Origin of the sequence: Mucilaginibacter phenanthrenivorans, from assembly GCF_024721155.1 — a bacterium.
Classification (GTDB): domain Bacteria; phylum Bacteroidota; class Bacteroidia; order Sphingobacteriales; family Sphingobacteriaceae; genus Mucilaginibacter; species Mucilaginibacter phenanthrenivorans.
Genome location: NZ_JAHVAP010000003.1, coordinates 376,890 through 395,937, shown reverse-complemented (window position 1 = coordinate 395,937; position 19,048 = coordinate 376,890). Strand labels below are relative to the sequence as shown.

Here is a 19,048-nt window from a genome sequence, read left to right as displayed (position 1 = left end):
ACAACATATGTCAATAACTCCAGCGGGTAAACAAAATTCAAATCCACAGCCTTTAAATAAGATTGCCGGAAAGCCGTGTACATTTTTTCAGCCTAAGCTAACCATAAATCAGCCTAATGATGTATACGAACAGGAAGCTGATGCTATGGCTGACAAGGTTATGCGAATGGCCGCCCCTTCGACGAATGCAAGTGCCTTTTTTAAACCGGCCAATAATACGTTACAGCGTAAATGCCGGGCCTGCGAAGATGAAGAGGAGCACGTACACCGCAAAGAAAGCGATGTAAACGAAGTTACCGGGGGCCACGGGCTTGATAATTATGTTAGCTCTTTAAGCTCATCGGGGCAGCAAATGTCGGCAGAAAGCAAGAGCTTTTTTGAACCGCGATTTGGGCATGATTTCTCTAATGTGAGGATCCATACCGATACTGTTGCTGCTAAATCGGCACAATCTATAAACGCGCTGGCTTATACTACGGGCAACAACATTGTGTTTAACGCCGGTCAATATTCGCCTGATAGCGATGGCGGCAAGAGGTTAATGGCGCATGAGCTTACGCATGTAGTACAGCAACAGGGGCCGGGTGCAAACCTGCAGCGGTTTATTCAAAGGCAATCTATCACAATGGACTCGGGGAGGCTTGTTGGCGATACCGGTAACCTGAAGGAAGATGTGGTGGAAGTGATTGAATCATTGCACCGGTCAAACAGCCTGAGCCATGCCGATTACTCGGCCGAGTTGCTTGCTATCGCCGCGATCCCCCCCATGACCTTTGTGCCTGCTGCATCAATTCCTAAAACTATTGCCGCTATTGCTACCAATGAGCAGGCTGTATTAAGTAAACAGGTAGCACAAAACATTTATGGTTTAACCCTCGGCGACAATGTGGGCAAAGGTATGCCGAATGCCAAGGCCGATATTACAGCCTTGCAGGATTTTTTACATACCCACCTTTTAATAGCAAATAGTGATTTTAACGCGGAAAGTGCGGCAGTAAAAGCTGGCTCCGACCCTGTAAGTGAGCCATCGATAATAAAAACGCTTGAAGCACTGTCAAAAATGAAAGTTTCAAAGCTGGCAGAAGGTACCGTGCAGCATGATGTAATGAGCAATACGCACGCGTTAACTAAGGACGAACGCTCAAAGGCAGAAGCGGCTTTAATTCCGGGTGCAACATCTTCGGGTGGTAAAACTACCGTTCCGAGCCCTGATGCAATTTGTACAACCCCGGGGCTCGAAAAAGAGATCAGAAAACCGGTTGAGAAATACGTGCACGATACTGCAACAACATTTACCGCCACCAAAGCTAAACCGCCTGTTTTACCAATCCCGCAAATGAACTCTATGGCTGATGTGGTGCAGGACGAGCTGCAAACCTATTTCAAGAGCTACCTTATGGGCGCCACGCATGATGCTTCTTCTAAATTTACACCCGGGGCGTTTGATGTGAAAGGTAAGCTGAAAGACCAATCTGTAACCACGCAATGGCAAAATGAAAGCGGGCGCACAGGCTGGGTTAATTACTGGATCTCAACCCAGGCCGGAGGCAATGCACACCATTGTAAACAGGGCGATATGGATAAGGTTGCCAAAAGCATTGCGACCGACCCGGCGCTGATCCCTGATATTGATACGACAGTTCAAAGCTGGCCTGCAGAGGCGACAAATGGAATTAACATTAATCCTTATATCCGTGATGCTGACGCTGACGCAGCAGAGAAAAGAAAGGGCAGATGGGATGCATTTACAACAATTTTACATGAATCCATCCACCTGCTGGCGCACCCCAATTTTATTGCAACTTTTACCCAGATGAAAGATGATACGATGCAGATACTTAAGGAGGGGTTTAATGATATGTTTAGAAGAGAACTTTGGTCGGGGCCGGGAAATCTTTTTAACCGCATTGCTACATCGGCTTACGATCCGAAACGCAAAATTATAGAAGGAGCAGCCCTCCCCTACGACGCAAGCGTGGTTTTTTATCATACAGACTACGAGGATGAAAGAGATAAAGCCATAAAAATAAGAGACGCCGTTGGGGTTGATAATGTGAAAGCTGCATACTTTTTGGGGCACACGGAGTTGCTTGGATTGGGAGCAGGATCACATGGCGTATCGGATAAAGGAAATCTTTCAGGCAAGGGCCAATATAAAACTACCGACCCTGATGAGGAAAGTACGGTAAGTACGGTTGCAGGCGAAACATACGCTGCCCTTAGCACACGCCTTAATGCGCCTTCGGGTAGTATTAGTGATGCTGCTACAGGTAATAGTATAGCCCCGGGGGCGGCAGCCTTGCCGCCAAAGGTTAAAGTTACAGGTATAAGGCACGTTACTGTTATTACAGATGACACCTTAAGTTCTGTAGCCGATCAAAACGGGGTGACCAGCTTCGACATTATAAGGGCGAACAATTTAGGCAAAACAGATGTAACAGTGGGTCAGCACCTTATAATCCCGGTACATGCAAGTGCAGCAGCAGGCTCAGGTGCATCAGCGGCTGTGCCTGAAAAATTCATCACTCCCGATTCAAAAAGTGTGGGTGGCGTAAAGGATTCAAAGATAAGCCTGTCTGTTCATATTGATTTTTTAACTGACCATACCCGTTTGCATGTTTTCGTTACCAAATCAAAGGGAGGAGATATTAGTGCCCTCGATCCGCTCCAGGTTATAGGAGAGCCGGGTAAAGGCGGTGATTACCAGGTTACGTTGTCGCCGGTGCCTCCGGGATCATTTATAAGGTTTAAGGCTATTTCTGACAAAACAGGAAATAGTGTGCTAAACATAACAGGAAAATATACAGTAAATAACTGACAGCATGAGTTTATATGAAAACATAGGTCATAAGGATAAATGCCAAAGCAAGCCGGGTGCAAAACCATTGTTTTTCCAGGCAAAGTATTCTATAAACACGCCCGGGGATGTTTATGAACAAGAAGCGGATGCTATGGCCGATAAAGTTTTGCAGGCCGGCACGGGTAGCGCAGCCGAAAGTCAGACAATCCATCGTAAGGAAAGCGGGGACGGTGCCGGGATGGGAAGCGATAAATTGGATAGTTATGTTGGAGGATTAGGCGCATCCGGCCAATCGATGCCTGAAGGCAGCCGGAAGTTTTTTGAGCCAAAGTTTGGTCACGACTTCTCTAACGTAAAGTTGCATACCGATTCGGTAGCTGCAAAATCTGCCCAATCAATAAACGCCCTGGCTTATACCTCTGGTAACAATATCGTATTTAACACAGGTCAGTATGCACCAGAAAGTGATAGCGGTAAAAAATTAATGGCACATGAACTTACCCATGTGGTGCAGCAAGGTGCTACTGCGAAATCGTCCGGCAGTACAAAAAGTTTAACTAATACGGTGCAAAGAGCACCGGGCTGGGCTGACGGCGTAGGGACTAATAAGTCGGCAGAAAATGTAGACAAAGATGGTAAAGCTTCAACAACTACAGCAGGAACTGTACTCCGAATCCCCCTTGAAGGCCTTAAAACCGGGAATCAGGATGATTCAATGACAAAAGATGTTACCATAACAGACAAGGTAACGAAGAAACAGTCGGTAAAAACAGTACCCGTTGATACCACAGAGAAGGCTAAAGGAAAGGCTATAGCCCTGGTGCCGGATGGACTGGACCCCACAAAACCGGTAGAGGTGCTGCTTAATTTACATGGGCATAATGAAGGGTACCGGGAAGTTAAAAGTAACGTACGCGACATAAGCCTGGACCGGATTGAACAGCAAATAATAACCAGCGGACATGGCCAGATGATTGGCATTTTGCCGGAAGGCACCACAAAATCAGACTGGGGGGCCAATTTCAACAGTGATGCCTACATTAAAGAAGTAATGGGGAGGATAGCGACTGAAAAAAGCTGGAAGAAGGCGCCGGATATTGGCCGTGTAATTGTATCTGCCCACAGTGGTGGCGGCAACGTTATGGAGGAAATGCTAAAGCCGGGAGGCACAAGCCAGCCGCCCGGCCAGATGCAGGAGCTGGCGTTGTTTGAGGCTATCAACGGACCGCATGAGCTTGCAGCGGTAAAACAATGGATAACAGACAATATTAAGAAAGATGTAAATAACCTCACAACAGGCGCAGCTGCTGATCACGCTGCCTACCTGGCAAAAAGCATGCGCTTTAGAGGGTATTATACACCCGCTGGCTCGTACAAAGCCGCCTATACAGATCTGGACAAGCACATAAAGAAACAGTTTACAGATATTGTTGATAAGGCAACCGGCTTAGACCCGAAGGATGCACAGCAGATAAAAGACAATTACCAGGTTATTGTGACAGCCGCCGGAACCGGGCATGACGAAATTATGGGTAAGGACGACCACCTGGCGGACTCATTTAAGGCATTGCCGCCTTTGTAACCAGGAGTATAAAGATAACATCAGGAATTATTAGAATGGAGCAGGTAAAACATATGATCGAACCCGGTAAGGCGAAATGTAACGCGGCATCCCGGGCATTTTTTCAGCCGCGGCTATCAATAAACCAACCTAACGATGTGTATGAGCAGGAAGCAGATGCGATGGCAGATAAAGTGATGCGGATGGCAGATCCTGCCGTGGGGCAGACAAGCTTTTTTAAGCCTGCAAATAATAGCCTTCAACGCAAATGCTCCACATGTGAAGAAGATCAAAAGATCCAAAGGATGGAAAATTCAGAAAACGGATCAACCGGAAATAATGGGTTGGATAGTTATGTCGGCTCTTTAAACTCATCAGGACAGTCCTTGCCGGAAAGCTGCAGGCAGTTTTTTGAGCCTAGATTCGGCCATGATTTTTCAAATGTAAAATTGCATACGGATTCGGTAGCGGCAAAATCGGCACAGTCAATAAATGCATTGGCCTATACTACAGGTAATAACATTGTGTTTAACAGCGGGCAATATTCCCCGGATAGCGATAACGGTAAAAAACTGATGGCGCATGAATTAACACATGTAGTGCAGCAAAGCGGCGGTACTAAAAGTATCCAAAAGGCCCCGGCAACTAAAAGCAGTGAAACCAACCAGTCAGTAACAGAAACAATATCCAATGCCCCGGCAAGCGCAAGCAGCTGGAACAAAACCATCACCTGGAATTCAAAATTTCAAATTGTTTATGACCTTACATCAAATCATATAACGATAGTATCCAGGCTGTTTTCAACCGCTTCGGACACTTTAAAGGCAGGCTGGAAAGGCGCTATTGAAAGTGTATGGGGAAAAGGGCAATTTAACCTGGAAGTATGGCAAGGCTGCGAGCCCAAAGTACTGCCTATTGATGTGGACATACAATGGGTTACCGATGCGTCCAAAGCACATTATACCATCACTCCCAATGATCCTGGAACCAGTGCAAATGGCGTGGCAGGCGTAGGCGGCACTACGGGCATGACCCATTGGGGAACGGGCAGCCCGGCAGATGTGCCGCATGAATATGGCCACATGCTTGGGAACCCGGAAGAATATTTTACAACCAATGGCATTGATTATACCTACGGTGGAACAAAAAGCGGTGTCCGTGACCGCAACGCCGGTATAATGAATAATCCTTCAGAAGCGCCTATGCCAAAACATTATGAATCGGTAAGGACAGGTTTTGCAACCATGATGCTGTACCAAGTGAGCCGGTTAAGAATAGTGCCGGCCGGCACTAATATCCCCCCTTTGATCAACTGCGGCGACGGCCCTAAAAATCAGGGCACAATAGTTTAATAAAAACAATCAAATGAAATATTGCAGCAATGTTTAACCGGCAAATAAATGAAGTAAAAAAAAAGCAGGAAGCACACAATGTGTTTTTTCAGCCCAAGCTTACAGTGAACCAGCCCAATGATGTTTATGAGCAGGAGGCTGATACTATGGCCGATAAGGTTATGCGGATTACAAATCCCTCATTAAACCAGAACGTCTTTTTTAAACCGGCAAATAACAATATACGGCGCAAATGCCAGGCATGCGAAGAGCAGGAGAGGCATGTGCACCGCAAAGAAGACGATGGTAGCAAAGTACAGGGAGGGCATGAACTGGATAATTATGTAAGCTCGTTAAATTCGTCGGGGCAATCAATGTCGGATAGCAGCCGGAAATTTTTTGAGCCCCGTTTTGGACATGATTTTTCGAATGTAAAGGTGCATACGGATTCGGTAGCGGCAAAATCGGCACAGTCCATAAATGCGTTGGCCTATACCACGGGGAATAATATTGTTTTTAATAGCGGACAATATTCGCCGGAAAGTGACAGCGGGAAAAAGCTGATCGCTCATGAGTTAACGCACGTTGTTCAGCAAAATGATACCATCCAAAGGAAACCGGATATTTCGTTTGAATTGTCGGCTACCGCAACCGTCGGAAGCACTCCAAAAGAAAAGGTAAAAAACTGGATGATAAGTAATTTGTCGTTAATTGTAGCGGCCGAGTCGAAGTGGCGGATTGACCGCCGCGCCATCGCGGGGGCTATCGCCTGGGAAGCTCTTGAGAATGCAATGTCAAGTAGCTTCAGAGCTGTTGGACCTGGCAAGGTTCATTATAAATCCAGCCCATGGCCTTATAAGGAAGGCGACCCTGTATCGAAGGAGGTGGAAGACCGGGGTTATTTGCCACAACAAACAATGGATGACCGAAAGGCCTTGTTAAAAACTACCAGCGGATCAATTGAATATATTGGGGCGATAATGGATGCCTTCGCCGACCTTGCAACAGGGGCCGGCTATAATATCAGGTGTGAGCCGGCATTATTGTGCACGTTTTATAACGGGTTTGACCTTCCAAAGGCAGAGGCCCTCTTCAAAACAAAAAAATCGCCTGCTCCGTTGAGCCCATCCCCGGATATGATGGGGCATTGGGTAGCTACAAATAATCCGTACCTGGAGGATTGCGTTGGTTCAAGCGGCCTATGTCCTCCCGGTGATTTCCCGGAACCATCGGGTGATTCTAATACAAAAGTGGCCAATGCGGACGATAAATCAGTTAATGCCGATAAGGCTGCAGCATAGGCAAAAGTTAATTAAGTAAAAGCCAATTAAAACCATGTTCAAAAACATAGAAACATATATTCAACCATTTGCAGGCTTTCTGAAGGCTATTATCCAAAAAGATTATAGCACTGAATGGGACTTAGGAAACCTTGCAGGGTCTATCACAGAAGAGTTTCAAAAGCATGAAATACAATTAGCCCCACAGGAGAGCATTATTTTACTTATCGCCCTTATCCCCCATATCTACCCCAATTTTTATGACGAGGTAATTAAGGAAGCTATGCCACAGGGCGGCGATTTCCCCGAGTTTGGTGGGGTGAGGGGTAGCAATCACCGGGGCCTATTGCCTACCGGCGAAACGGCACAGTTTATACTTGCCGGCAGTGACCTGACTAAGCGCACGGTAATTCAGCATTTTCTTACGGAGGGTATAATGGTGAGGCAACTGGTGCTTTCGCTCGAAGCGGTGAAGGAAGGTGAACCTTTAATGAGCGGCAGGATTATAATTAACCATGAGTGGGTTAACCGCTTGCTTACCGGCAATGAAGTTGCGCCAAAATTCGGCCCCGAGTTTCCGGCAAAGAAGATCACCACGGCAATGACCTGGGATGATCTTGTTTTAAATTCCCACACCCAAAATCAGCTTAATGATATTGTTATTTGGGTAAAACACAACGAAACCCTGATGCAGGATGCGGTTATGAAGCGTAAAATAAAACCCGGGTACAAAGCACTTTTTCACGGGCCACCGGGAACAGGTAAAACGCTTACGGCATCGTTGCTCGGCAATCATTTAAACAGGGACGTTTACCGGATCGATCTTTCGCAGGTGGTGAGCAAGTACATTGGTGAAACAGAGAAAAACCTGGAGACTATTTTTGTTAAGGCGATAAATAAAAACTGGATCCTGTTTTTTGACGAGGCTGATGCTTTGTTCGGCAAACGTACAGAGGTACGCAGCTCGAACGACAGGTATGCCAACCAGGAAGTAAGCTATTTGCTGCAAAGGATAGAAGATTTTCCCGGGTTAGTTATACTGGCATCTAACTTAAAGGGCAACATGGATGAGGCCTTTTTAAGGCGGTTTCATACCATTATCCATTTTGCAGTTCCGAGTGCGGAAGAGCGATTAATACTGTGGGAGAAATCGATCCCGGCTTCCTACCAGCTTGATCAGGCCATCGACCTGAAAAAAATTGCCGATAAATATGAGCTAAGTGGTGCTGCCATCCTGAATGTGATCCATTACGCGGCATTGCAGTCCATCTCAAAAAATGACCAATATCTGCGTATTGACGACATAGTTGAAGCCATGCGGAAGGAATACCGGAAGGAAGAGCGGACGATGAATTAAAAATTACTCATCGGCCAATTCGATCCAGACCGGGCAATGGTCGCTGGTTTTCTCCCATCCGCGCACGTTTCTGTCAACTGCAGCAGCGGTAAGCCGACTCGCCAGTTGCGGGCTCAGCAGGAAGTGGTCTATCCTCAAACCTGCATTGCGGCCGTAAGCATCCCGGAAATAGTCGAAAAAGGTATAGATCGTTTCTGTTGGATATAGTTTTCGGATAGCATCCGTCCAGCCCTGGTCGACCAGGGTTTTAAAAGCCGCCCGTGTTTCAGGCCTGAACAGGGCATCTTCTACCCATCGTTCCGGTTTGTAAGCATCAATCTCGGTTGGCATAACGTTATAATCCCCGGTTAAAACTACCGGCATACTCGATGCAAACAATTCTGCGGCATGGAGCCGTAACCGTTCAAACCAGCGCAGCTTGTAATCAAACTTTGGGCCGGGCGCCGGGTTGCCATTTGGGAGATAAAGGCACCCAATGGTAATGCCATTTACTTCTGCTTCAATATAGCGGCTGTGCTCATCTTCAGGATCGCCCGGCAATGCACGCCTTACTTCTTTAATTTCAGCATTCCGGGCCAGGATAGCCACCCCGTTCCAGCTTTTTTGCCCGTGCCATATGGCATTGTAACCAGCATCCAGGATGGCTTGTTCGGGAAATTTCTCCTGCGGGGCCTTTAGTTCCTGCAGACAAACAACATCAGGCGTGGTTTCATTCAGCCAGCGCAACAGCACAGGCAGGCGACCATTAACTCCGTTCACATTATAGGTGGCTATTTTCATGGGAGTAAATTTAGCAGATGTTTCCGGAGAATTAAAATCAATCGCTATTCACTCAAAAACTCATCAATCAGCGTAACGCTTACTCCTATTAGTATCCTGTCCTTTGCTGTATTTGCTTCTCCCTCACCAATAAACGCACCGTGCTTGCCGGGTAATATCACTAATTGTGCGCCGGGTGCCAGGCGGGCCATCTCTGCAGTATGCTCCACGGTTATTACGTCCTTATCCGCCGCCATAAACAGGGCCGGGGCTTTTATTCCTTTTAAATCGTCATCGTTCCAATCCTTAAAGGTTACCATGCGTTGTTTGTCCTTTTCGAACATGGTTTGTAATTTAGCTTCGTCGGGGGTTACTTTTAAGAAGTCCTTTTTTAAAAATGCCGGCATATCAGCAATCGTTGCGTTCGGCATGTATTCAAAAAAGCCGGGGATAAAACCGCTGCGTTTGGTTGCGCCTGCAATAACTATTATTTTGTTGACCACCTCGGGATGCCGTATAGCAATTTGCATAGTAGTGCTGCCGCCATTGCTGAACCCCATTATATCCGCTTTGTCCACTTTTAAATATCTAAGCAGGGCTGCAACGTCGTCGGCGTCCTGCGCGAATGATTCAGGTGCATCTCGGTCGCTGGTACGGCCATGGGCCTGCAGCTCAACGGCAATTATTTTATTTTTAGCTGAAAGCAAAGGCAGGATATTACCAAACGTGCTTTCAATGGTCGACCCGCCGCCATGGATCAAAACCAAAGGCATGGCACCCTCCCCATGGATTTCGTAATACATATTGATGCCATTTACCGGGGCATGGCCTGTGGTTATCTTTTCCATATTTTTAGTTTGTGCGTTCAATGATATTGCTGATGCCATCAGAAATAAAGCAACCAGCGTAATTCTGTTTAAATGATTGACTGATTTTTTCATGGCGCTCAGGCTTGGTTGCTCATTCCCTCCAGGTAAACCTCCAGCTTATCTACATTTTGCCTTTGGCCAACGTCTGCTTTGTAAACCTTTACCACTTCTATAAAGTCCTCGTGCGAAGCGAACAGCATGTGCCAGCTGATAAACGTTTGTTCACCCCGTTCTTCAAAATCAATGGTTGCAAGGATCCAGGGATAAGAAGTGTGCTCATAAACAATCTTTTTAAGGGGGATTATTTCTTTAAAGATGCTTTTGTTGATGTAGTCCTTTCCGTCGGGGCCATGCATTACCAGGTTCCATTCGCCTCCCGGCACCATGTCCATGGTGCTGATGGTGGTTGTAAAATCGTTTGGGCCCCACCAGTTGGCAATATGTTCCGGTTTGCTCCAGGCTTCCCAAACCAATTCTACGGGTGCGTTCAATGTTCTGGTGATGTGGAGCTCCCTGTCGTGCGTGCTGCTTTTTTTATTTTCCATAGCGTTCTTTTTTTAGTTTTTCCAAATACGTTTCCAATGCATCAACCTTACTTTCCCAATGCTTGCGGTACTGATCAACAAAAGCCGATACCTCACTTAGCTGGTCCAGCTGCGCTTCGCAAAACCGGTCGCGCCCTTGTTGTTTTATGGCAATGAGGCCACAATCAGTAAGGATCTTTACGTGCAACGAGATGGCCTGCCTCGTCATGTCAAACTTGTCGGCAATGGCATTTACATTATGGGGCTGGGCGGCAATCATATTGATTATCGCGCGGCGGGTTGGGTCGGCTATTGCCTGGTATACATCGCGTCTGGCTTTCATTTTATGCAAGTAAGTGCTTGCAAATATAAATGCAAGTATTTACTTGCGCAAATTTTATTGAAAATAATTTAAGCGCATTACAATAGCTTAAAATCCAAAAAAGCCGCCCAGCAAGGCGGCTTTGATTATTATCAATAAGAATTAACTAACGGATCAGCTATTTCGCCGCCACAATCTTCACCAGCGCTGCATCCTCATGCTCCACCTTTAAAGTGAACGATGCCTTTCCGGCTTCAATTTCGCCAATAACAGCATCGGTTAAAAAATCCTTTAGCACATAGTGCCCGTTAGCGAGGCCAAGATCCTTTAAAAAGATCTCCTGCTGCATGGGTTTTACCTTGTCAAAATTAAATACAGATACCAGCGTAGTATCACCCTTAAGATAAAAGGCTAATTGCTGATCAAAGCTTTCTCCATCAGCAAATTTTAGCGGGGTAAACACTTTCGGATCGCTGAAAAACTCACAAATATTCTTGTTGTTTAGATAGATCTTTGCCCGGTCAGCAGCGATCTTGTTCCTAAAGTCGGAGCCATCACCGAGGATGCTGCCCATGGTCATCATGGCGTACATTCTTACTTTTATTTCCTGTTCGCTGAGATCGGGATTTTTCTGGAAGTTCTTCATGATGGCAACATCCAGGTTGGTATAGGGCCATAGGGTTCCCTGCACCCACCACATATGCGAGCCGGTTGCCATTGATGATTCCGTGCTGCCCCAGCTGGGAAATCCCTTTTCATCATCACGCAGGTGCGAGTATACATCTGTTGAAACAAAACGGGTATGCGCATATTGGTTAGGGAACATTGGCGAAATAGCCTGGGTGATAAAAATATCCTTACCCATAATAGAATCGGCAAGCGCCTTCAGCATCTTCATGCCATCGCTATAAGCATGCATCCCCGATCTCACCTTCGAATCATACCTTACAGTCGACTCCAATGAACCTGCGCTCAAAAAATCGATCTTAATAAATTTGGCATTGATTGCTTTGGCCTTTTCCAACTGATTGATCACATACAGGCGAACACCCGGATGCGTAGGATCAAGCGCATAGGCGCAAAAATCTCCTTCCTTATACATTATAGGCTGACCGTTTTTATCACGCAGCACTACCTCCCGCAATTGGTAATGTGAGCCGGGCATTTCCTTATCATCGATGGAATTCTTCCAGGTCCACATCGCAAAAGGAATAAAATAGAATCCCATTTGCTGGTTATTCTTTTTGGCGTACCTGCCCAGCGATGCTAAAAGTTCGGTTGTATAAATGTCCTGGTCATACGAGTCGATACTCAAAACAGGCTTGGCGTATTTGTTAAAGTTATCCAGCGTACGGATGAAATCGGTTATCTTAAGCACGCCCGGCGGCATCATTACCTTTTCGTAACCCAAAACGCCCTCAACACCAAAGCTGTTCCAGTAAACCGGGGCATAGCCCTTCCATTGCAGGCGACCGTTTAGCTTTGCGTTGGCATTGCCGTAGTCAACAAAAACCTTGCGGATGTCATTTGTGCCGGAAAGGTAAATTAGCGGGGAACTCACCGTTTCGCCCGTCATCGTACCGTGTGGTGCATGGTCGTGCGTGCCATCAAGCCCACCGTAAGCCGGCTTTTTTGATTTATTATCTTCAGTAGCCGCCCCGCCGAAGATCTTAAGCGAATCAACAACACCCGTTGCAGAGCCCGTACGGTAAACAATACCCGTTTTCCAGAAATCGTGTTTGAGGCTACCCGTTACTATCCCGGCAAAGGTGTTATTGTCGTATATCGACGACAATTCATAACTGATCCCTTCAACGGGCGCTGTTCCGGTTGCGGACCATTTGCGCTCCAGGTCGGGAACCCAGTTGTCGTTGTCAAAGGGCACATCAAGTATGCGAGGCTCACTACCCGGGATATACAGCTTGCCTTGTTGTTTGGGCAAAATGGCGAGCGGGCTGATATCCCGCGTTTCTGGCATCACGCTTTTATCCGCTCCGGCAGCATCAACACTGATTACCAGGTACGACTGATCTTTATAGATGGTGATGTGCTGGGTTAAGGATAATTTCAGCTTATCATCAGTATGTTTAATGTCGATCTTTAAGCCGGTGCCCAAACTGTCGCTAATATTTGCAGACGTAACTGTATGCGTGCTGAAATCGCTGCTGGCAAAATAACCAAGGTTGACATCATTGATATAAGCCACGGTATTTTCGGCATAGGCGCCGCTGGCAAATCGGTAGGAGATCCTGCCTTTTATATTATCGACAACGACTTTTACCTGCGGGTTGCTGATAACTGTACTATCCTTATAATTGCGCAAATCCTGCGCATACAAGCTATGTATGCACAGGATCAGGATTGAAATTTTACAAACTAATATTCGCTTCATATCTTATTTTTAATAACCAGGGTTCTGGCTGCCCAGCGTTAAGGCCTGGTTGTTCTGCAATTCGCTCAATGGTATAGGGTACAAATTATTTTTGGCCGATACATTTTGTGCCGGATGCGGATCGTCGGTCGTGCCATTTTGTTTCATATACATGGCCTTGGGATTATTGTGTGCCATTACCCGTTGAACCAGTGTACCGGTGCGTTTCAGGTCGAACCAGCGCCAGCCTTCGGCTCCCAATTCACGGCTGCGTTCGTCCATGATTATGTCACGCAAATCATCCTGGCTGGTAGTTGAAAAATCAAGCGTGTTATTACCGAAAGCACGTTCTCGTATTTTGTTAAGTGGCGCTAAGGCAGCTTGTGTCTGGCCCAACTCATTGAGTGTTTCCGCATACATCAGGAAAACATCTGCCGAACGAAGATAGTAAAGATTTTTGCCTGATGTGTAAGCGTCGATGTCGGAGCTTGAAATATCATATTTCTTTATAGTCGGCAATCCCGGGTCTACCCACCAGCTCATGGTATTACCATTGCCGTCATAACGGTCATGGTTGATCGACGCTGCGTAACGGGTATCATATTGATATTCCCATGAGTAAGGTTTCGCAAAAACAGTATCCGAATAATATTTAGTTGCCATTACCACGGTACCACCATAACCCGGGGTGTGTTTATCAAAGTTTTCATGAGGTATTGGCGGCCCGGCGTATGAGCCAAACAGGTTTTGTAAGCCCTGGCTGTTTCCGGCGTCTGTAGAGAACTGAATCTCAAAGAGAGATTCCGCATTGTTTTCGTGCTTACCGTCAAACAAATCGGCATAGTTTGTCAATAGCGAAAGGTTTCCGGTTGCTATCAGGTCCTCGAAAGTTGTTTTAGCATTCTGATAATCGTGCTGGGTTAAATAAACCTTGCCCAATAATGCCTTGGCAGCTTCAACGCTTGCCCGGCCCGGATCAGGATTTTTGCTTTTCACCCAGCAATTGGCCTCGGCAAATTTCAAGTCTGAGATTATCTTAGCATAAACATCAGCAACAGGCGAACGTTTAACACCGTCAGAGAATGACATATTTTCCAGCCTCAACGGAATATCGCCATATAGTTGTACCAATTGAAAATAGAACAACGCGCGCATGAAGTGCGCTTCGCCCAATAAACGCGCCTGCACACTTGGGTCGGCGAAGCCTTTTATTTCAGGAATATATTGTATGGCATAGTTTGCGTTGGCAATTCCCTGGTAGCTATCGCTCCAATAACCACTTACATCTGCATTCTGGCTGTTAAACTGGATGTCGTAAACATCCAACCCGGTAACACCTGCCCAATAGGCGCCATAACCCTGGCTCTGGTAGGTACAGCGGGCCTCGTCGGTTCCAATTATACCAATCAATGCATAATCTGAGGTTTTTAATACCTGTAGTTGTTTGTAGATGCCTGTTACCCCGGCAATAGCGCCAGCCTGGTCCTTGTAAACCTGCTGTGCCGAAAGGAATACCTCAGGCGTATAATCAAGCTGCTTACGGCAGCCCGCCAGCATCATCAGCCCAATAACCGGGATGATGAGCAATAATTTTGAAGATGAATTAAAAAGTTTCATTTTAAATATTTTTAATAGTTATAAGCCTAATTTTAAACCAAGTATGAATGTCCGGTATCTCGGATAGGTCTCATTGCTGCCGTAGTCGCCGGCAACATCAGGATCCAAACCTTTGTATTTCGAGAATAGGAACGGTTCGATAGCCTGCGCATAAACGTGCAGGCTCCTGATCCTTGCTTTTTGCAGCAGCTTATTAGGAATATCGTATCCAAGCGTTATATTTTTTATCCGCACATAGCTGGCACTTTCAATCGAATAGCTTGAGCCTTGTCCCGGTCCGCCTGGTAACGTTTTAAGCGAAGTACCGAATGCGTTAGGACGCGGGATATTGGTGTTGGTATTTGTCGGCGTCCAATAATTACCACCGGCCTGTGTTACGTTGCCAGTGTTTCCGTAAACTGCGTTATAATAAGTTAAATTGGTATAAGTAAGGTTATTTAACTGTTGCCCATACTCGTAAGTTGTAAATACGGTCATGGAGAATGCATCATACCTGAAGTAGTTCCAGAAACCGCCCCATCCCTTTGGAATGCTTGAGCCAACAACAACTTCATCAAGCGGGGTGATTTTTCCATCGCCGTTTACGTCTTTGATCTTGATGTCACCCGGCTTGCCGTTTGGATTAAGGGCGAAGTTATCACCTTGCTGATAAATACCATCGTACACGTAGTTAACAAAAGTTCCGCTTGGCGGCAAACCAACCCTTAAAGAAAGGCTGATGGAGTCTCTTCCCGGGAACAGTTTGGTGATCTTGCTCTTGTATTTCGACCAGTTAAGCGATGTTTGCCAGGTAAAATGTTTTGCCTGTACAGGTGTGATCTTTAATGTAAGGTCGATGCCTTTGGTGTTCATGGCAGCCACGTTTATCTGCTCGTTATAAAAGCCCGATGATGGTGCAAGCGTGAATGGCAGCAACAAGCTGCTGATGTTTTTATTGTATACATCTGCACTAAACTGCACGCGGTTATTGAACAAGGCAATATCAGTACCAACGTTAAACTGGTGTTGGCGCTCCCATTGCAAGTCGCTGTTGCCTGCCGTGCCGCCAACCTGGTAGCCGCTGGTTACAGATGAGCCATTAAACGGATATTGCGATTGATTAAAGCGGGTGTAGATAGCATCGTATGGTAAGTTCTGGTTACCGATAAGACCATAGCTCATGCGGAATTTCAGGTCATTAACCACCGTACGGAATTTGTAACCGATAAATGGTTCGTCTATCAATCTCCACGCACCGCTAAACGATGGGAAGAACCCAAATTTGCTGTCAGGGCCGAACCGTGAAGATCCGTCCTGGCGGGCTGTTACGTTGATAATGTAACGGCCTTTGTATTTGTAGATAGCCCTTGCAAGTAAAGATCTTACCGCCCAGCCGTCATAATTTGAATTGTCCTGGGTTTTGATGCCTGCGCTGCCAATGTCTTTATAGCTTAACAGATCGGTGGGGAATTGGGTGCCCTGCATATCTGCAGCAACGTTTTCATGCCTTTCGTACGTGAAGCCTCCCAGTAGATTTAATTCATGGTCTTTTGCAGTGAGGCTATAGGTAGCTGTATTTTCCCATAGTATATCGGTTGATTTATAATGGTAGATCTCTGCCTGCCCGTTGCTTGAAAAGCCTTCGCCGGTGTTGCGCGGATAATAGGTGTCTGATTCGCCCTGGTAAAGGTCAGCGCCAATGCTGGAGCGGAGTACAAGGTTCTTTATCGGTGTTACTTCCAAATAAATATTACCATCGGTACGGGTAGTATTGTTGTTATGCACCGAGTAAAGCGCCGAAGTTAGCGGATTACGGATGGTTAACGTTCCGGTAGTGTTGTCGGTGATAACCAGCGGCTGACCGTCGGCCCCGTAAATTGGCATCAGCGGACTTTGCGTTAAAGCCTGCTGGAACTCGCTGGAGCTCGGGCTTTGGGTATTATCGTAAGTTATTGAAGCGCTCCCGCCAACCTTTACGATATTCGAAAGCGTGGATTCCTCGCTGAAAAACGCATTGTATTTTTTATACCCGGTATTGATCAGCACACCCGACTGGTTCTGGTAGTTTCCGCTGAAATAAACCTTGTTTCTACTTGTTCCGTTTGAGATGGCAATGGAGTAGTTCTGCATCGGCGCATTTTGATGGGTTATGGCTTTCTGCCAATCGTAGGTTTTATAACCATCGGCAATACTTTGCAACTCGTAGCTGTTAAACACTTTAGGGTCGCCGGTGCCAAGCGGGTAAGTTAGCGGATCGGCGTCAAAGTAGGCGCTGCGTTTTAGTTCTGCATAATCATGCCCGTTCAGCATTTTGTAAACGGTAACAGGTTTTTGCACACCGTAATAAACATCAAAATCTATTGTAGAAACACCTGCCTTAGCCTTTTTGGTAGTTACTATGATCACGCCTGCAGCAGCCCTTGATCCATAGATCCCTGCTGCTGCCGCGTCCTTTAAGATCTCCACCGATTCGATATCATTAGGGTTGATGGAGCGGATATCGCCAACTAAAGCAACACCATCAACAACATATAATGGGCCCTCGCTTTGTGTAATGGAGTTGATCCCCCGCACGTTAATAGCCGAACCTGAACCGGGCGCATAACCTGTGCCATGCACCTCCAAACCGGGTGTGCGTGATGCCAGCGCAGCTGCCAGGTTGGTTGCAGGTAGTTCAGTGATTTCCTTAGCCGAAATACTGGAAACGGAGCTGGTAAGATCTGTCCGTTTTTCCTTGCCATAGCCAATAACCACTACTTCAGAAAGCGCATTTCCGTTAACCTCCAATAAAAAGCTAATAGTGGTTGTGGTATCTGTTACCGTTACCTGCTTAGGTACATAACCGGTGTAGGTTGCCTGCAAAGTGGTTCCTGTAGCTGCATTCAGTTTAAACGCGCCCTTATCATCGGTGATCAGCTTTGTTTCGGGCGATCCCTTGGTTTTGATGGTGATGGTAGCCAGGGGCAGCGATTGTTTGGTGACAGCATCCAGCACCAGCCCCCTGATCTGTTTTTCCTGGGCCACTGCACTAAAGGCACAGGTAACTCCAAGCACAAAAATTAGTAATAATTTTCTCATTTTTTATTGGGTTAATTAGGTTATTTATTGTTGATCTGCTTCTTTTAGCGGCTTATATCATTATTTTGAGCTAGAGCTTGTTTTTATATCGATAGATTATATTACGACAATGCAATATCCATTTAAAAATGCCCGGCATATCGTTTCGCGTTGTAAAAAACATTTTTACCCTGGTTTTAAGCTTTGTTAAGTGTGTATTTACAAGATACAGAAACGATAATCCTGAATTAAGAGAACCGGCTCTAATTGGTTAATGTAAATCTCACTGAATAATCCGCGAAACGAAATGGCTATTATTATGGAGATGATGGATTTTATTACGATTATTTAATAGAAAAATCCAGCATAAGTCGCAGATGGAATATGCTAAAACGTTAAAGTTTGAAAAGGACGCTTAAAGCCCCAGGTGGCAGGAACCTGGATCTTGTTTATACGGAAAAAGCCGCCTAAATATATATAGCGGCTTTTTGTAATGTTAAATCGGCTGAAAGCATAGGTTCCACCTGCAGCTGATCAAAGTTATTTGAAGAATTTACGATGATCTATTTTACGCGTTCAATATATTCTCCGGTGCGGGTATCTACTTTTACTTTGTCGCCCTGGTTTACAAAAAGCGGCACTTTTATTTCTACGCCATTTTCCGTTGTTGCATATTTAAGCGCACCCGAAGATGTGTCGCCTTTAACAGCCGGCTCGGCATAGGTAATTTCCAATTCTACAAAATTAGGGGCCTGCGCCATAATAGGCTCTTCGCTTTCGAAGGAAACAATTACGTTCATCCCTTCCTTTAAAAATTTCACGGCCGGACCGAATAAAGCCTTCGGAATATTATGTTGCTCATAACTGGTGTTATCCATGATCACCATAAACTCGCCATCTTCATAAAGATATTGGAAATCGTTAGTCTCAACGCGGCAAATCTCCACCTGCTCGTCGGTTGCCAAACGGGCCTCCACAATTCTGCCCGTTTTAATGTTGCGGAACTTGTCGAGATAGAAAGCCCCGCCTTTACCCGGTGTACGGTGCAGAACTTCAATAACAGTTACGAGTTCGCCGTTGAAACGTAATATATTCCCTACTTTAATTTCAGATGCCTTTGCCATGAAAATATGCTAATAAATTTTGAGGCCAAAGATATAATCTTTTGGGTTAAAATTTCGCATTGCGATTCACCGGCAGGATTTTACATTATTCGTCGCC

The 19,048-nt window shown here is 46.0% G+C and carries 13 protein-coding genes; 5 read left to right on the top strand and 8 right to left on the bottom strand.

Annotated features, from left to right (window positions below; genetic code table 11):
* Positions 1–7: 7 nt before the first annotated feature.
* From KXD93_RS08295 to KXD93_RS08275, 5 genes are read left to right on the top strand one after another with little or no spacing between them, the layout of a single operon-like run.
* Positions 8–2,818 carry an eCIS core domain-containing protein gene (locus KXD93_RS08295; protein ID WP_258136537.1) on the top strand — a complete coding sequence of 937 codons (2,811 nt, stop codon included), beginning with the start codon at positions 8–10 and terminating at the stop codon, positions 2,816–2,818.
* Positions 2,819–2,822: 4 nt separating this feature from the next.
* Positions 2,823–4,382 carry an eCIS core domain-containing protein gene (locus tag KXD93_RS08290; RefSeq protein ID WP_258136535.1) on the top strand — a complete coding sequence of 520 codons (1,560 nt, stop codon included), beginning with the start codon at positions 2,823–2,825 and terminating at the stop codon, positions 4,380–4,382.
* A 35-nt stretch (positions 4,383–4,417) separates the two neighbouring features.
* The gene (locus KXD93_RS08285; RefSeq protein WP_258136533.1) at positions 4,418–5,713 is read left to right on the top strand and encodes an eCIS core domain-containing protein; all 1,296 of its coding nucleotides are present in this window, start codon (positions 4,418–4,420) and stop codon (positions 5,711–5,713) included.
* Between the two features lie 29 nt (positions 5,714–5,742).
* Positions 5,743–6,993 carry an eCIS core domain-containing protein gene (locus KXD93_RS08280; RefSeq protein ID WP_258136531.1) on the top strand — a complete coding sequence of 417 codons (1,251 nt, stop codon included), beginning with the start codon at positions 5,743–5,745 and terminating at the stop codon, positions 6,991–6,993.
* 34 nt (positions 6,994–7,027) lie between these two features.
* Entirely contained in the window at positions 7,028–8,329 is a 1,302-nt protein-coding gene (locus tag KXD93_RS08275; RefSeq protein ID WP_258136530.1) for an ATP-binding protein, read from the top strand.
* 3 nt (positions 8,330–8,332) lie between these two features.
* Here the strand turns inward: KXD93_RS08275 and xth are convergent, their stop codons facing one another.
* The 8 genes from xth to efp all read right to left on the bottom strand — a co-directional run bounded on the left by xth (position 8,333) and on the right by efp (position 18,951).
* The gene (gene xth, locus KXD93_RS08270; protein ID WP_258136529.1) at positions 8,333–9,109 is read right to left on the bottom strand and encodes an exodeoxyribonuclease III; all 777 of its coding nucleotides are present in this window, start codon (positions 9,107–9,109) and stop codon (positions 8,333–8,335) included.
* A gap of 44 nt (positions 9,110–9,153) precedes the next feature.
* On the bottom strand, positions 9,154–10,029 hold the full coding sequence (locus tag KXD93_RS08265) for an alpha/beta fold hydrolase (RefSeq protein WP_258136528.1): 876 nt from the start codon (positions 10,027–10,029) through the stop codon (positions 9,154–9,156).
* A 5-nt stretch (positions 10,030–10,034) separates the two neighbouring features.
* Positions 10,035–10,502, bottom strand: coding sequence for an SRPBCC domain-containing protein (locus KXD93_RS08260; protein ID WP_258136527.1), 468 nt, complete (start codon positions 10,500–10,502; stop codon positions 10,035–10,037).
* Positions 10,492–10,824, bottom strand: coding sequence for an ArsR/SmtB family transcription factor (locus KXD93_RS08255; protein WP_258136526.1), 333 nt, complete (start codon positions 10,822–10,824; stop codon positions 10,492–10,494). The genes KXD93_RS08260 and KXD93_RS08255 overlap by 11 nt, the downstream gene beginning before the upstream one ends.
* Positions 10,825–10,981: 157 nt before the next feature.
* Complete coding sequence (locus tag KXD93_RS08250) at positions 10,982–13,195, bottom strand: alpha-amylase family protein (RefSeq protein WP_258136525.1); 2,214 nt, start codon at positions 13,193–13,195, stop codon at positions 10,982–10,984.
* 9 nt (positions 13,196–13,204) lie between these two features.
* Positions 13,205–14,791, bottom strand: a complete 1,587-nt coding sequence (locus KXD93_RS08245; RefSeq protein ID WP_258136524.1) for a RagB/SusD family nutrient uptake outer membrane protein — start codon at positions 14,789–14,791, stop codon at positions 13,205–13,207.
* Positions 14,792–14,809: 18 nt separating this feature from the next.
* Positions 14,810–17,848 carry a SusC/RagA family TonB-linked outer membrane protein gene (locus tag KXD93_RS08240; protein WP_258136523.1) on the bottom strand — a complete coding sequence of 1,013 codons (3,039 nt, stop codon included), beginning with the start codon at positions 17,846–17,848 and terminating at the stop codon, positions 14,810–14,812.
* A 542-nt stretch (positions 17,849–18,390) separates the two neighbouring features.
* A complete protein-coding gene (efp, locus tag KXD93_RS08235) occupies positions 18,391–18,951 on the bottom strand; it encodes an elongation factor P (protein ID WP_258136521.1) in 561 nt (186 codons plus the stop codon).
* Positions 18,952–19,048: the final 97 nt, after the last annotated feature.

Bases quoted from the DNA above. Each gene is read 5' to 3' on its own strand.
- KXD93_RS08285 (WP_258136533.1), top strand. From the start codon at position 4,418: ATGGAGCAGGTAAAACATATGATCGAACCCGGTAAGGCGAAATGTAAC.
- xth (WP_258136529.1), bottom strand. From the start codon at position 9,109: ATGAAAATAGCCACCTATAATGTGAACGGAGTTAATGGTCGCCTGCCT.
- KXD93_RS08295 (WP_258136537.1), top strand. From the start codon at position 8: ATGTCAATAACTCCAGCGGGTAAACAAAATTCAAATCCACAGCCTTTA.
- KXD93_RS08245 (WP_258136524.1), bottom strand. From the start codon at position 14,791: ATGAAACTTTTTAATTCATCTTCAAAATTATTGCTCATCATCCCGGTT.
- KXD93_RS08280 (WP_258136531.1), top strand. From the start codon at position 5,743: ATGTTTAACCGGCAAATAAATGAAGTAAAAAAAAAGCAGGAAGCACAC.
- efp (WP_258136521.1), bottom strand. From the start codon at position 18,951: ATGGCAAAGGCATCTGAAATTAAAGTAGGGAATATATTACGTTTCAAC.
- KXD93_RS08255 (WP_258136526.1), bottom strand. From the start codon at position 10,824: ATGAAAGCCAGACGCGATGTATACCAGGCAATAGCCGACCCAACCCGC.
- KXD93_RS08240 (WP_258136523.1), bottom strand. From the start codon at position 17,848: ATGAGAAAATTATTACTAATTTTTGTGCTTGGAGTTACCTGTGCCTTT.
- KXD93_RS08290 (WP_258136535.1), top strand. From the start codon at position 2,823: ATGAGTTTATATGAAAACATAGGTCATAAGGATAAATGCCAAAGCAAG.
- KXD93_RS08260 (WP_258136527.1), bottom strand. From the start codon at position 10,502: ATGGAAAATAAAAAAAGCAGCACGCACGACAGGGAGCTCCACATCACC.
- KXD93_RS08265 (WP_258136528.1), bottom strand. From the start codon at position 10,029: ATGAAAAAATCAGTCAATCATTTAAACAGAATTACGCTGGTTGCTTTA.
- KXD93_RS08250 (WP_258136525.1), bottom strand. From the start codon at position 13,195: ATGAAGCGAATATTAGTTTGTAAAATTTCAATCCTGATCCTGTGCATA.
- KXD93_RS08275 (WP_258136530.1), top strand. From the start codon at position 7,028: ATGTTCAAAAACATAGAAACATATATTCAACCATTTGCAGGCTTTCTG.